The sequence below is a fragment of the Burkholderia sp. FW306-1C-G01B genome (genome assembly GCF_058781685.1).
In genome coordinates this window covers 69,039-81,671 of sequence record NZ_JBYSWZ010000002.1, presented here as the reverse complement: position 1 = coordinate 81,671, position 12,633 = coordinate 69,039, and the positions used below count along the sequence as shown (strand labels likewise).

Sequence of the window (12,633 nt, the reverse complement as noted above, 5' to 3'; positions counted from 1 at the left end):
AGCGCTTCCCGGCTTCGCGTGTCAACGGAGCGGGGCAGGCAACCCGGTTCCGTCGACGTGAAACCGGGGCCCGAACACGGGTATTCGAACCATTCAAGGGAGCAGGAAAACGTGGCTGAAGTCACTGAGCACGCGCCGTCGAAGCGGCGTACGCGCGGGCGGCCGCTGGCGGAGGCGTCCGTCGGTCCGGACGTGATATTGCGGGCCGCGCGCCGTACGTTCGCGAAGCGTGGCTACGACGCGACGAGCGTGCGCGAGGTCGCGCGCGAGCTGGGCGTCGATGCGGCGCTGATCGCCCATCATTTCGGTACGAAGGAAACGTTGTGGCTGGCCGTCGTCGAGCAGATCGTCGACCTGGCGACGCCGATGTTCGATGCGCTGCGTGCGTTGCGCACGTCGTCACTGCCGCATCGCGACCGCGTGCGGCGCGCGCTCGAGCTATGCGTCGATCACGAATTCGACGAGCCCGACATCGGCATGTTCTTCTCGACCGCGGCAACGGAGGAGGGCGGGCGGCTCGACCGCCTGCAGGAGCGGATCGTGCGTCCTTATCACGATGCGATGTTTCCGCTGCTGGCGGACGCGGTCGAGGCCGGCGCGATTCGCCCGGTCGATCCGAACGTGCTGTTCTTCATGATCGCGAGCGCGATCGGCACGACGGTGTCGTACAGCCACATGATGCTGGCGTTCACTTCGCTGCCGACGCAGCGGGACGCGTTCAAGCAGGCCGTGCTCGCCGCCGCGCTCAACATCATCGGAGTCTGAGCACCGCCGCGCGCACGATGCGCGCGTTCACGTCGCGGCAACCAGGCCCGGTTCGCTCACAGCGTTCCGCGCGCCATTGCGCGCCGCATCCGGCCCACGCATCATTCGACGTCCATAGGCGGCTTGTCGCCGAGCCAGCGCCTTGCGCCGGGCCCGTTGCGGCCCGCGCGGTCTTCCGGGTTGGTCAGCTTGCAGCGCTTCAGCGACAGGCAGCCGCAGCCAATGCATTCGTCGAGGTTGATGTAGAGCCGCTGCAGCTCCTCGATCCGGCTCGCGACGCGCTGCTTCCAGCCGCGCGACAGCCGCTGCCAGTCCTTGTTGCTCGGCGCGGTGTCCTCGGGCAGGCTGACGAGCTGCTCGGCAATCTCGTCGAGCGAATAACCGATCTTCTGCGCGAACACGATGAACGCGATCAGCCGCAGCACCGCGCGCGAATAGTGGCGATGGCTCGAGCCGTTCCGGTGCGACTTGATGAGCCCACGCATCTCGTAGAACCGCAGCGTCGACGCCGGCACGCCGCTGCGCGCGGCCACTTCGCGGATCGACATCAGCGGCCATTTCGGTTCTTCCGGGGTACCCATGACGTTCTCCGGGAAAAGCTTGACTTGAAGTTAACTTCAACTTTTATGCTACGCGGCAGTTTAACCCGTCGCGAGGCATCATGTTCTCCTTATCCCTACGCAGGACGTCGCCTTTCGGCGCCGCCTGCGCACTGCTGCTGGCGTTGTCGGGCTGTCACGACGGCAAAGGCGCAGCGTCAGCCTATCCCCTTCCCGAAGTCGGCGTCGCAACCGTCGCGCCGCGTACGGTCCGCCTCGCCGACGAATTCAACGGTCGCGTCGAAGCGGTCGACGCGGTCGAATTGCGGCCGCGCGTGAGCGGCTATCTGCAGCGTGTCGCTTACAAGGAGGGCGATCTCGTCGCGCAGGGCGCGCTGCTGTTCGAGATCGACCCGCGACCGTACCGGATCGCGCTCGACCGCGCGAACGCGCAGCAGCAGCGGGCCCGCGCGGCCGCGAGCCTCGCGAACGTACAGCTCAGGCGCGTGCAGACGCTGATCGATGCGCACGCAACCTCCCAGGAAGAACTCGACAACGCGCGCGCCACCGCCGAGCAGGCGCGCGCGGACCTGCAGGCGGCCGACGCGGCCGTCGCCGACGCAAAGCTCAACCTCGGCTTCACCGAAGTGCGCGCGCCGATCGCGGGCCGCGTCGGCCGCGCGGTCGCGACCGCCGGCAACCTCGCGCGTGCCGACGACACGCTGCTGACGAGCGTCGTATCGCAGGATCCGGTCTACGTGTATTTCGACTGCGACGAGCAGAGCTACCTGCGCTATAACGCGCGGCGGGCCGATCCGAAGCATCGCGCGATCGGCGCCGATCCGGTGCGCGTGGGCCTTGCGAACGAGACGGGTTTCCCGCACGCGGGCACCGTCGACTTCCTCGACAACCGGCTCGATCCGCAAACCGGCACGATCCGCGCGCGCGTGCGGCTGACCAACGCGGACCACACGTTCACGCCGGGCCTGTATGCGCGTGTGCAGCTCGTCAGCGGCCGCGACCAGGATGCGCTGCTCGTCGACGACAAGGCGGTGCTCACCGACCAGGACCGCAAGTACGTATACGTGATCGGCCCCGGCGACAAGGCGCTGCGGCGCGACGTGACGATCGGCCGCGAGCTCGAGGGCGAGCGGATCGTCGAGAAGGGGCTGCAGGCGGGCGACCGCGTGGTGGTCGACGGCGTGCAGCGGATCTACTATCCGGGCGCGCAGGTGAAGCCGAAGGCGCTGCCTGTGCGTGCCGACGCCGGTGCCGGCAATGGCAATGGCAGCGGCACGGGCGGCGGCATGCAGGCCGTGGCCGACGCCGGCGCGCCGGCCGCGCAATGAAGGGAGGCATGTAATGGATTTCTCCCGATTCTTCATCGACCGGCCGATCTTCGCGGTCGTGCTGTCGATCGTCATCTTCGCGATCGGCCTGATCTCGATTCCGATGCTGCCGGCCGGCGAATACCCGGAAGTCGTGCCGCCGAGCGTCGTCGTGCGTGCGACGTACCCGGGCGCGAACCCGAAGGAAATCGCCGAATCGGTCGCCGAACCGCTGGAAGAGGCGATCAACGGCGTCGAAGGCATCATGTACATGAAGTCGGTCGCCGGGTCGGACGGCAGCCTGCAGGTCGTCGTCACGTTCCTGCAGGGCGTCGATCCCGACACGGCCGCCGTGCGCGTGCAGAACCGCGTGAGCCAGGCGCTGTCGCGCCTGCCCGACGAGGTGCGCCAGTACGGCGTGACCACGCAGAAGCAGTCGCCGACGCCGCTGATGTACGTGAGCCTCTATTCGCCGGACAACAGCCGCGATTCGCTGTACCTGCGCAACTACCTGACGCTGCACGTGAAGGACGAACTGTCGCGGCTCACCGGCATCGGCGACGTCGGCGTGTACGGCTCGGGCGACTACGCGATGCGGCTGTGGCTCGACCCGAACCGGCTCGCGTCGCGCGGGCTGACCGCGAGCGACGTGATCGCGGCCGTGCGCGAGCAGAACGTGCAAGTGTCGGCCGGCCAGCTCGGCGCGGAGCCGTCGCCGAAGGCGAACGACTTCCTCGTGTCGATCAATGTGCGCGGCCGCCTGCGCACGGTGCAGGAATTCAGCGACATCGTGCTGCGCAACGGCGACGACGGCCAGGTCGTGAAGCTGTCCGACGTCGCGCGCATCGAGCTCGGCGCGGGCGACTACACGCTGCGCTCGTATTTCAACGACAGGCATTCGGCCGTGGTCGGCATCTTCCTGTCGCCGGGCGCGAACGCGCTCGACGTCGCGAAGGCCGTGTATGCGAAGCTCGACGAACTGTCGAAGCGTTTCCCGCCCGGCGTCGCGTATCGCCCCGTGTGGGACCCGACCGTGTTCGTGCGCGAATCGATCCGCGCGGTGCAGCACACGCTGATCGAGGCCGTCGTGCTGGTCGTGCTCGTCGTGATCCTGTTCCTGCAGACCTGGCGCGCGTCGATCATTCCGCTCGTCGCGGTGCCCGTGTCGGTGGTCGGCACGTTCGCGTTTCTCCATTTGCTCGGCTATTCGATCAACACGCTGACGCTGTTCGGGCTCGTGCTCGCGATCGGGATCGTCGTCGACGATGCGATCGTCGTCGTCGAGAACGTCGAGCGCAACATCGCGCAGGGGTTGAGCCCGCGCGATGCCGCGCACCAGGCGATGCGCGAGGTGTCGGGCCCGATCGTCGCGATCGCGCTGGTGCTGTGCGCGGTGTTCGTGCCGATGGCGTTCATGTCTGGTGTCACGGGCCAGTTCTACAGGCAGTTCGCGGTGACGATCGCGATCTCGACCGTGATCTCCGCAATCAACTCGCTGACGCTGTCGCCCGCGCTCGCCGCGAAGCTGCTGCGCCCGCACGGTGCGTCGAAGGATGCGCTCACGCGTGCGCTCGACCGCGCATTCGGCTGGCTGTTCCATCCGTTCAACCGCTTCTTCGAGCGCAGTTCGGACCGCTATCACGGTGTCGTCGCGCGCACGCTGAAACGGCGCGGCGTGGTGTTCGCGGTCTATGCGGCGCTGCTCGCGGCCACCGCGCTGCTGTTCAACGCGGTGCCGGGCGGCTTCATCCCCGTGCAGGACAAGCTGTACCTGTTCGCGGGCGCGAAGCTGCCGGAAGGCGCGTCGCTCGCGCGCACCAGCGCGGTGACCGAGCAGATGACGAAGATCGCGCTCGGCACCGAAGGCGTCGAGATGGTGCCGGCGTTTGCCGGGCTGAATGCGCTGCAGGGCGTGAACACGCCGAACATCACGAACTCGTACGTGATCCTGAAGCCGTTCGACCAGCGTCACCGCAGCGCCGCGCAGATCAACGCGGACCTGAACGCGCGCTTCGCGGCCATCGGTGGCGGCATCACCTACGCGCTGATGCCGCCGCCGATCCAGGGCCTCGGCAACGGCTCCGGCTACTCGCTGTACCTGGAAGATCGCGGCGGGCTCGGCTACGGGGCGCTGCAGAACGCGCTCGTCGCGTTCCAGGCCGCGGTCGCGAAGACGCCGGGGATGAGCTACCCCGTCAGCTCGTACCAGGCGAACATCCCGCAGCTCGAGGTGAAGGTCGACCGGCTGAAGGCGAAGGCGCAGGGCGTCGCGCTGACCGACCTGTTCAACACGCTGCAGGTTTATCTCGGCTCGATGTACGTGAACGACTTCAACGTGTTCGGCCGTGTGTACCGCGTGATGGCGCAGGCCGACGCCGGTCACCGGCAGACGGCCGCCGACATCGCGAACCTGCGCACGCGCAACGCGAAGGGCGAGATGGTGCCGATCGGCTCGATGGTGACGGTGGGGCCCGCGTACGGGCCCGACCCGGTCGTCCGCTACAACGGCTATCCGGCCGCCGACCTGATCGGCGATGCCGATCCGAAGGCGATGTCGTCGTCGCAGGCGATCGCGAAGCTCCAGCAGATCGCGAAGGAGGTGCTGCCGCCCGGCATCACGCTCGAATGGACCGACCTCAGCTACCAGCAGGTCACGCAAAGCAACGCGGCGATCGTCGTGTTCCCGCTCGCGGTGATGCTCGTGTTCCTCGTGCTCGCATCGCTATACGAGAGCTGGACGCTGCCGCTCGCGGTGATCCTGATCGTGCCCGTGTGCATGTGCGCGGCGCTGTTCGGCGTGTGGCTGTCGGGCGGTGACAACAACGTATTCGTGCAGGTTGGTCTGGTCGTGCTGATGGGGCTTGCGTGCAAGAACGCGATCCTGATCGTCGAGTTCGCGCGCGAGCTCGAAATCCAGGGCAAGGGCGTGATCGAGGCCGCGCTCGAGGCGTGCAAGCTGCGGTTGCGCCCGATCGTGATGACGTCGGTCGCGTTCATCGCCGGCTCGGTGCCGCTCTTGATCGGCAGCGGCGCGGGCAGCGAAGTGCGCGCGGCCACCGGCGTCACCGTGTTCGCAGGGATGCTGGGCGTCACGCTGTTCGGGCTGTTCCTGACGCCCGTGTTCTATGTGGCGATCCGCAAGCTCGCGGGCGGCACGCCGGCCGTCTGGAGCGAGCAGCACGGCACCCTCGAAGGAGAAACCCGATGAGCGCCGCTTTCCGTCTTTCCGCGCTCGCGATGTCGGTGACGCTGGCCGCGTGCGCGGTTGGCCCCGATTTCAAACGTCCCGATACGGCCACGGCCGCGCGGTTCGCGCGCGACGCGCAGCCGGCGACGCAGCGCGAGGCGTCACCGTCCAATACGACGTCCGATACGACGTCTGATACGCCGCCCGACGCGTCGGCCGATGCCGATGCCGCGTTCTGGCGCGGTTTCGGCGATCCGGCGCTGACGCGGCTGATCGACACGGCGCTCGCGGCGAACCAGGACCTGCAGGTCGCCGTGTCGCGCTACGACGCGTCGAACGCGCTGCTGTCGCAGGCGACGTTCGACCGCTATCCGACGATCACCGCGAGCGGCCAGATCGGCCATCAACTGACGAGCAAGGACCAGGCGTTCGGCGCGCCGCGCAGCCAGCGCGACACGCCGATATCCAGCGTCGGAATCAATGCGGCATGGGAGCTCGACCTGTTCGGCCGGGTGCGCCGCTCGATCGAGTCGCAGCGTGCGGAAACGGCTGCGAGTGAGGCAGACGTGCGCGCGGTGCGCGTCGCGATCGCCGGCGAGGTCGCGAGCACGTACGTCGATCTGCGCGGTTCGCAGGAGCGGTTGCGGATCGCGCGCGACAACGCCGACAACCAGAAGCAGACGCTCGCGCTGATCAATGCGCGCGTCGGCGCGGGGCGTGGCTCCGAACTCGACGCAGCGCGTGCGCGGGCGCAGTACGAATCGACGACGTCGCGGATTGCCGTGTACGAAGCCGCGATCGGCGTCGACGAGCACCGGCTCGCGGTGCTGACCGGGCAGACGCCGGATGCGCTGATCGGCCGGTTCGATCTCCCGAAGGCCGTCGCTTCGGCGGGCACGCCCGTGCCGCTGCCGACGCTTGCCGCCGATATCGATCCCGGCACGCCGGGCGACCTGCTGCGCCGGCGTCCCGATGTCGCGGCCGCCGAGGCGCGGCTGCACGCGGCGACCGCGCGTGTCGGCGTCGCGACGGCCGACCTGTTTCCGCGCTTCACGCTGTCGGGGTTGCTCGGCAGCGCGACGAGCAGCTACGGGTTCTTCCGCGCGGGCAGCGACACGAACCTGATCGCGCTCGGCATCGACTGGTCGTTCCTCGACGTCGGCCGCGTGCGTGCGCGGATCGACGCGAGCGATGCGGAAGCGGCAGGCCAGCTCGCGCAGTACCGGCAGACCGTGCTCGGTGCGCTGGAGGAAACGGAGAACGCGCTGCTGCGCGTCGCACGCACGCGTGACGAGACAACGCACCTCGTGCGTGCGGCGGACGACAGCGCGCGTGCCGCGCAGCTCGCGCAGACGCGCTTCTCGGCCGGCGCGATCGACTACTACGAAGTGCTCGACGCGCAACGGACGCTGCTGCAGGCTCAGGATGCGGCGGCCGACGCGCGCACGCGCTTCGCGGCATCGACGGTCGCGCTGTACAAGGCGCTCGCGGGCGGCTGGCCGTCGGGAACGGCGCAGCGCGTGCAAGGGCCGCTCGCGCGGTCGGGGCGGTAGCGCGGGCAGGGCGGCGCGGCAGGCTGGAACGATCTTGCCTGCCGCGCGGTGCGCGACTACCTGTGGAGGGGAACCGTATCGAGGTAAGATTTAATTGCAACTGCAATTAAACGAAAGGAACGACCTGACATGAGCGCACCCGAACCCGATCTGTGGTTCTCGTTCGTCCGCGCGCACCGGACGATGATTCGCGAGATCGAGCGCCGCCTCGCGGATGCCGGCCTGCCAGCGTATGCGTGGTATGACGCGTTGTGGGGGCTCGAAAGCGGGCCTGATGGCACGCGCCGCATGCACGAACTGGCCGACGTGCTCGCGATCGAGCGCTACAACCTCACGCGGCTCGTCGACCGGCTCGAACAGGAGGGGCTCGTCACGCGCGCCCGTTCGGCCGACGACGGCCGCGCCGCGTACGCGAGCATCACCGACAAGGGGCGGGCACTGCGCAAGAAGATGTGGAAGGTTTACCAGTCGACGGTCTCGGAACTCTTTCTTGGGCAGTTCACCGGCAAGGAGCAGGTGGCGATGGCCGCCGCGCTCGATCGCGCGACCGCCGCGGCGCGTGAAGCGACGGCCGACGCGAAGTAGCGGCATCCGGCTCGCGCGTCGGCCGCGCGCATACCGGTGCATCGCCTGTGCGGCTCGCGCGAAATAGCCGGGTTCGCGCGACCATGCTCGCCCGCCGCGCGCCGGCCTGCCCGGATCGCACAGTCTGCATATCCCTCTTCCGAGTGCTGGCATGTACCGGAGCCCCAAGTCCCGGCGTAGGATTGCAATTGCAACGATTGTAGTTGCAACGATAACCGGATGACAAGGACCGACATGACATCGACGCACTCCCTCACGTTCTATACGGCCGACACGCCGAACGGGCACAAGATCGCGATCTATCTGGAAGAGGCCGGGCTCGCGCACGACCTCGTGCACGTGAACTTGTCCGCCGGCGAGCAGCGCAGCCCGGCGTTTCTCGCGATCAACCCGAACGGCAAGATTCCGGCCATCGTCGACCACGACACCGGGCTGGCCGTGTTCGAATCCGGCGCGATCCTCGGCTATCTCGCCGCGAAGACGGGCTGTCTGCACCCCGAAACGCTGGCCGAGCGTACGGCGGTCCAGCAATGGCTGCACTTCCAGATCGGCGGGATCGGGCCGATGCTCGGCCAGCTCTGGTGGTTCCTGCATGCATCGAAGACGGTCAATGCGGAAGCGATCGCTCGCTACCGGAACGAAGCGCGGCGCCTCTATGGGGTCGTGAACGGCCGATTGTCGGAGTCGGCGTATCTCGCATCGTCGCGATACTCGATCGCCGACATCGCCGCGTTTCCGTGGTTGCGCTCGGCGGCCGAGCTCGATCTCGACGTTGCCGATTACCCGCATGTCGAGCGCTGGCTCGCCGACATCGCCGCGCGGCCGGCCGTTCAGCGGGGCCTGGTCGCCTGCCGCGCTTCCTGAACCGCGGTCGCTCGCTCGTTGGCCCGATCCTGTCGGACGTTGTCCCGCGGGCCGCTGTCGCGCAAAGCCGCTCTGCCCGACACTGGCGCCTCGCGGCCGGGGAGGCCCCAGGCCGCGTCCGGCGGCGCCGGCAAGCCCGCGCGCCGTTCCGTTCAATGTGCCAACCGAGAGAGCGACCCATGCAACATCCGACCATCCGTACCCTGGCCGGCGCGACGGCGCCGACGTCGATCGTCGCCGCCCGCACCGCGCTGCTGGTGATCGATTTCCAGAACGAATATTTCAGCGGCCGCCTGCCGATTCCGGAAGGGCCTCACGCGCTCGGCAACGCGCGGCGCGTGATCGCATTCGCCGACCGTGCGGGCATTCCCGTGTTTCATGTCCAGCACGTCGGTACGGCCGACAGCCCGATCTTCGCCGACGGTAGCGACGGCTTCCGCTTTCACGCGGACCTGCAGCCGGCGCCGCACCACACGGTCGTGAAGAAGACGTCGGTGAGCGTGTTCCCGACCACGGACATCGATGCGCGCCTGAAGGCGGCCGGCATCGACACGCTGATCGTCACGGGCCTGATGACGCATGCGTGTGTCGCCGGCGCGGCCCGCGATGCGGTGCCGCTCGGCTATGCGGTGATCGTCGTCGACGATGCATGCGCGACGCGCGACCTCGACGTCGCGGACGGCGGCACGGTGCCGCACCGCGACCTCCATCGCGCGACGCTGGCCGCGCTGTCGGATACGTTCGGCGACGTGCTGACGACCGGGCAGGTGCTGGCGCTCGACGTCGCCTGACGGCCGCCCGGTTCGTGCTTCAGTCGGCCCGGCCCGGCGCGGCGTATACGATTTCGCGGCGCAAGCTCGTCTCGATCACGCGGGTTTGCGCGAAGGTCTCGACCGGGGGAGCACGAACGGATTGCGGTCGAGGATCGCGAAGCTCGCGTCCTTGCCCGCTTCGAGCGAGCTCGTGCAGTCGTCGAAACGCAGCGCGCACGCGGTGTTCACCGTATAGGCTTCGAGCATCGTGAGCAGGTCGAGGCGCTCGTGCGGATTCCACGGCGGGCTGTCGGGCCGGTCGGTCGGCAGGTGCGTGACACCCGTCTGGATGATCTGCATCGGGTCCATCGTGCTGACCGACCAGTCTGAACCGGCCGCGAGCATCACGCTCGCGTCGCGCATGCTGCGGAACGGGAACTGCACGCGGCGCGCCGGCCCGCGCGTCAGAACATCGTGTTCCGGTTCGCGGCCGTTTCGGGCACCGACTGGATCACGTCCCAGTGTTCGACGATCTTGCCGTCCTTCACGCGGAAGATGTCGACGACCGCTTCGCCGCGATCGCCCGGACGCTCGGTCGCATGTACGTGCAGGTAAACGAGATCGCCGTCGGTCGCGCTGCGGACGATGCGCGCACGCGATGCCGGGTTCTTCTGGAATGCGCCGACGAAGTACGACACGAACGGCTTCTTGCCGTCCGGTACGTGTGGGTTGTGCTGCTTGTAGTCGTCCGCGACGACGGCGGCTGCCTCGACCGCTTCGTGCTTGTTGAAGAAGCGGTTGTAGAACGTCAGCACGAGCTGGCGGTTGGCTTCCTCGGCGGCCAGGTCGCGCGTGGCCGGGCCGGCGGCGAATGCGGCCGCCGATGCGGCCAGCAGGACGCATGCGGCAACGGCGCGAACGGGGGAGCGGAGCGATGACATGTAGCGTTTTCCTTGTCTGGCGATTCGTCGGTTGGCGTGCGATGCGCGCCTGCGGGTTGCGCCGATCGTGACGATCGGCGGGCGATGGGGGCTTGGCCGCGAGTACGCATGCCGCAGCGACACGCAGGGTGCGTCGCGACCGGAGACGTTGCGATGACGGGCTGCATCGTCATGCTTCGTTGAACTGGTCAATTCGTACGTGCGGCTTTCGGGTCGATCGAATGGTACAGTTGCCGCGACCCCGTCACAAGAAGTCACCGCGGTGTGAACAGGTCACACCGCGGTGACCGTGCATTGCCCGTGAAAGAGAATCCAGTCATGCCGTTCCCGCCCGCCGACGAAACCGTCGAACTCGATCAGCCATGCCCGATCCGCGATGTGCTCGACCGCATCGGCGACCAATGGAGCCTGCTCGTGCTCGAAGCGCTGTCCGGCGGGACGATGCGCTTCAACGAACTCGGCCGCGCGATCGGCGATGTGTCGAACCAGATGCTGTCGCGCACGCTCAAGCGGCTCGAGCAGGACGGCTTCGTCAGCCGCACGCTGTTCGCCGAAGTGCCGCCGCGCGTCGAATATGCGCTGACCGACCTTGGGCGTTCGTTCCTGACGCCGATGCAGGCGATGATCCGGTGGGCCGACGAACATCATCGTGCGATCTGCGCCGCGCGCCTTCGGGCAAGGGAGCAGGAGGGCGGCGCTCGCTGAGGGGATGCGTGCGCCGTTCAGTCGCTTGTCGGGCTGTTGCGGACGAAGCGCGATGCGGTGACGCATGTTCGATGCATTCGCATCGACATCGCATGATTTCGTTATCCGAATGATTTGGTCGGAATGGACGGCTTGACGATGCTTTGCCGTATTCGTCGCGAATGCCGCGATGCGCTTGCAATATGGCGCCCGGATTAATGGGCCTGGCACCCCGGGGCGCGAAACATTCGGGCGTCTGTTGCGCGGCATGCGATGCGCGCGATAAGAGAGTGGCGGGAATTCGGTCGATGCATGATGACGCGCCGGAGATCGGCGGCCATGTTGCGTGTCGACGTTGCTTGAATGGACGCCCAGGCGTCGGCTTTGGCGGTCGGGATCGTTCCGGAGAAGGGGCGAGCGGCGCAGCAGCCGCGAGTGCGCCTGTCGGGCACCATGATTCCGGAGCCGAACGACGCGGGTTCGCACGCCGTCCGGCTCCGGGCCCGGGGCCGCCACGGGCCGGACCCGGGCAACCGCCTATCGCCACGAACCGTCGACGTAGACCCACTCTTGTCCCTGGCGACGCCAGTAGCCGGGTACCCAGCGACGACCGGGGCGTCGTGCGACCCAGCGGCCGGACACCCATATATAGCGGCCGCGCTGCCAGCGCCAGTAACCGTCCGTCCATATATAGCCGTGCGGCCGTGGTGGCGGCGGGCGGCGGTCGTGCCGGGCTGCCGGCGGCCCGAAGCCCGGGCGGTCGGCATAAGGCGGCCCGCCGGGCACGCGGTTCGGGCCGGACGGCCGGTATACCTGCGACGCGGGCTGGGCCGAGGCGGCGCGGAACCAGCCGGTGCCGACGAAGGCGGCGGTCAATCCGATGGCGCGCAGCAACGAGCGTCGATTCATGGCATGTCCTGTTCTGTATTGGAGGAGGCTGCTCCACATTAGCGTGCCGGTACGCCGGCCGGGTTACGCGGGCGGTTAAGGCTGTTACCGCGTGTCACGGCACACGGCTGGGCGGCCAGCCGGTGGAGATCGACTTTCCGTTTCTGCGGACTGACAGGCGGACATCGCCCGCTGCACGGGCGTCGCTCCCTGTTTACTGGTCGAACGACACGTTTTAGACGATCGAAGCTCGGCATTTGAGGCTGAAATGGGTAAAAATTGCCGATTTCGGGGTTTCAGTCGAACCTGTTTGTTGTTTCTATGCAACCGTCAAGACGGCGACATGAAAGAATGGTGCGATGAAAGCCTCCAAAAAGTCTCCGTCAAGAAGTCAAAAACAGACGTCAAAACAAATACTTATAATGTTTCCCCACTTTCATTATTTCTAGTTCTGGAAAAGCTTATTTCTTTATTTGCGGATCGCGTCCCTAGGGTACACCCCTAAACTCACGGTTCCCAAACGGGCAACTATCCGGGCGCGGCCAGC

At 67.5% G+C, this 12,633-nt stretch carries 12 protein-coding genes; 8 read left to right on the top strand and 4 right to left on the bottom strand.

Annotated elements, in window-relative coordinates; genetic code table 11:
- The first annotated feature begins 111 nt into the window (after window positions 1-111).
- Entirely contained in the window at window positions 112-765 is a 654-nt protein-coding gene (locus tag AC3WLY_RS04575) for a TetR/AcrR family transcriptional regulator (RefSeq protein ID WP_492308199.1), read from the top strand.
- Between the two features lie 101 nt (window positions 766-866).
- On the opposite strand, the gene soxR is transcribed toward AC3WLY_RS04575, so the two are convergent.
- Complete coding sequence (gene soxR, locus AC3WLY_RS04570; protein WP_310133084.1) at window positions 867-1,346, bottom strand: redox-sensitive transcriptional activator SoxR; 480 nt, start codon at window positions 1,344-1,346, stop codon at window positions 867-869.
- 80 nt (window positions 1,347-1,426) lie between these two features.
- Here soxR and AC3WLY_RS04565 point away from each other — a divergent pair, with 80 nt between their 5' ends.
- The 6 genes from AC3WLY_RS04565 to AC3WLY_RS04540 all read left to right on the top strand — a co-directional run bounded on the left by AC3WLY_RS04565 (window position 1,427) and on the right by AC3WLY_RS04540 (window position 9,612).
- Window positions 1,427-2,653, top strand: a complete 1,227-nt coding sequence (locus AC3WLY_RS04565; protein ID WP_425131706.1) for an efflux RND transporter periplasmic adaptor subunit — start codon at window positions 1,427-1,429, stop codon at window positions 2,651-2,653.
- Between the two features lie 13 nt (window positions 2,654-2,666).
- Window positions 2,667-5,840 carry an efflux RND transporter permease subunit gene (locus tag AC3WLY_RS04560; protein ID WP_492308200.1) on the top strand — a complete coding sequence of 1,058 codons (3,174 nt, stop codon included), beginning with the start codon at window positions 2,667-2,669 and terminating at the stop codon, window positions 5,838-5,840.
- Window positions 5,837-7,372 carry an efflux transporter outer membrane subunit gene (locus AC3WLY_RS04555; protein ID WP_492332646.1) on the top strand — a complete coding sequence of 512 codons (1,536 nt, stop codon included), beginning with the start codon at window positions 5,837-5,839 and terminating at the stop codon, window positions 7,370-7,372. The genes AC3WLY_RS04560 and AC3WLY_RS04555 overlap by 4 nt, the downstream gene beginning before the upstream one ends.
- A 129-nt stretch (window positions 7,373-7,501) precedes the next feature.
- On the top strand, window positions 7,502-7,957 hold the full coding sequence (locus AC3WLY_RS04550) for a MarR family winged helix-turn-helix transcriptional regulator (RefSeq protein WP_034180415.1): 456 nt from the start codon (window positions 7,502-7,504) through the stop codon (window positions 7,955-7,957).
- A gap of 234 nt (window positions 7,958-8,191) precedes the next feature.
- Window positions 8,192-8,821 carry a glutathione S-transferase family protein gene (locus tag AC3WLY_RS04545; protein ID WP_175959477.1) on the top strand — a complete coding sequence of 210 codons (630 nt, stop codon included), beginning with the start codon at window positions 8,192-8,194 and terminating at the stop codon, window positions 8,819-8,821.
- A gap of 179 nt (window positions 8,822-9,000) precedes the next feature.
- Window positions 9,001-9,612 carry a cysteine hydrolase family protein gene (locus AC3WLY_RS04540; protein ID WP_175959476.1) on the top strand — a complete coding sequence of 204 codons (612 nt, stop codon included), beginning with the start codon at window positions 9,001-9,003 and terminating at the stop codon, window positions 9,610-9,612.
- 75 nt (window positions 9,613-9,687) lie between these two features.
- Here the strand turns inward: AC3WLY_RS04540 and AC3WLY_RS04535 are convergent, their stop codons facing one another.
- Both AC3WLY_RS04535 and AC3WLY_RS04530 read right to left on the bottom strand, forming a co-directional pair.
- A complete protein-coding gene (locus AC3WLY_RS04535; protein ID WP_492308202.1) occupies window positions 9,688-10,017 on the bottom strand; it encodes an amidohydrolase family protein in 330 nt (109 codons plus the stop codon).
- 20 nt (window positions 10,018-10,037) lie between these two features.
- Entirely contained in the window at window positions 10,038-10,514 is a 477-nt protein-coding gene (locus AC3WLY_RS04530; protein ID WP_175959475.1) for a nuclear transport factor 2 family protein, read from the bottom strand.
- A gap of 318 nt (window positions 10,515-10,832) precedes the next feature.
- Here AC3WLY_RS04530 and AC3WLY_RS04525 point away from each other — a divergent pair, with 318 nt between their 5' ends.
- Window positions 10,833-11,219, top strand: a complete 387-nt coding sequence (locus AC3WLY_RS04525) for a winged helix-turn-helix transcriptional regulator (protein ID WP_175959474.1) — start codon at window positions 10,833-10,835, stop codon at window positions 11,217-11,219.
- 516 nt (window positions 11,220-11,735) lie between these two features.
- Here the strand turns inward: AC3WLY_RS04525 and AC3WLY_RS04520 are convergent.
- The gene (locus AC3WLY_RS04520; protein WP_492308203.1) at window positions 11,736-12,107 is read right to left on the bottom strand and encodes a hypothetical protein; all 372 of its coding nucleotides are present in this window, start codon (window positions 12,105-12,107) and stop codon (window positions 11,736-11,738) included.
- Between the last annotated feature and the right edge of the window lie 526 nt (window positions 12,108-12,633).

Coding starts and splice junctions, on each gene's coding strand:
- soxR (WP_310133084.1), bottom strand. CDS start 1,346: ATGGGTACCCCGGAAGAACCGAAATGGCCGCTGATGTCGATCCGCGAA.
- AC3WLY_RS04545 (WP_175959477.1), top strand. CDS start 8,192: ATGACATCGACGCACTCCCTCACGTTCTATACGGCCGACACGCCGAAC.
- AC3WLY_RS04525 (WP_175959474.1), top strand. CDS start 10,833: ATGCCGTTCCCGCCCGCCGACGAAACCGTCGAACTCGATCAGCCATGC.
- AC3WLY_RS04550 (WP_034180415.1), top strand. CDS start 7,502: ATGAGCGCACCCGAACCCGATCTGTGGTTCTCGTTCGTCCGCGCGCAC.
- AC3WLY_RS04520 (WP_492308203.1), bottom strand. CDS start 12,107: ATGAATCGACGCTCGTTGCTGCGCGCCATCGGATTGACCGCCGCCTTC.
- AC3WLY_RS04560 (WP_492308200.1), top strand. CDS start 2,667: ATGGATTTCTCCCGATTCTTCATCGACCGGCCGATCTTCGCGGTCGTG.
- AC3WLY_RS04540 (WP_175959476.1), top strand. CDS start 9,001: ATGCAACATCCGACCATCCGTACCCTGGCCGGCGCGACGGCGCCGACG.
- AC3WLY_RS04565 (WP_425131706.1), top strand. CDS start 1,427: ATGTTCTCCTTATCCCTACGCAGGACGTCGCCTTTCGGCGCCGCCTGC.
- AC3WLY_RS04555 (WP_492332646.1), top strand. CDS start 5,837: ATGAGCGCCGCTTTCCGTCTTTCCGCGCTCGCGATGTCGGTGACGCTG.
- AC3WLY_RS04530 (WP_175959475.1), bottom strand. CDS start 10,514: ATGTCATCGCTCCGCTCCCCCGTTCGCGCCGTTGCCGCATGCGTCCTG.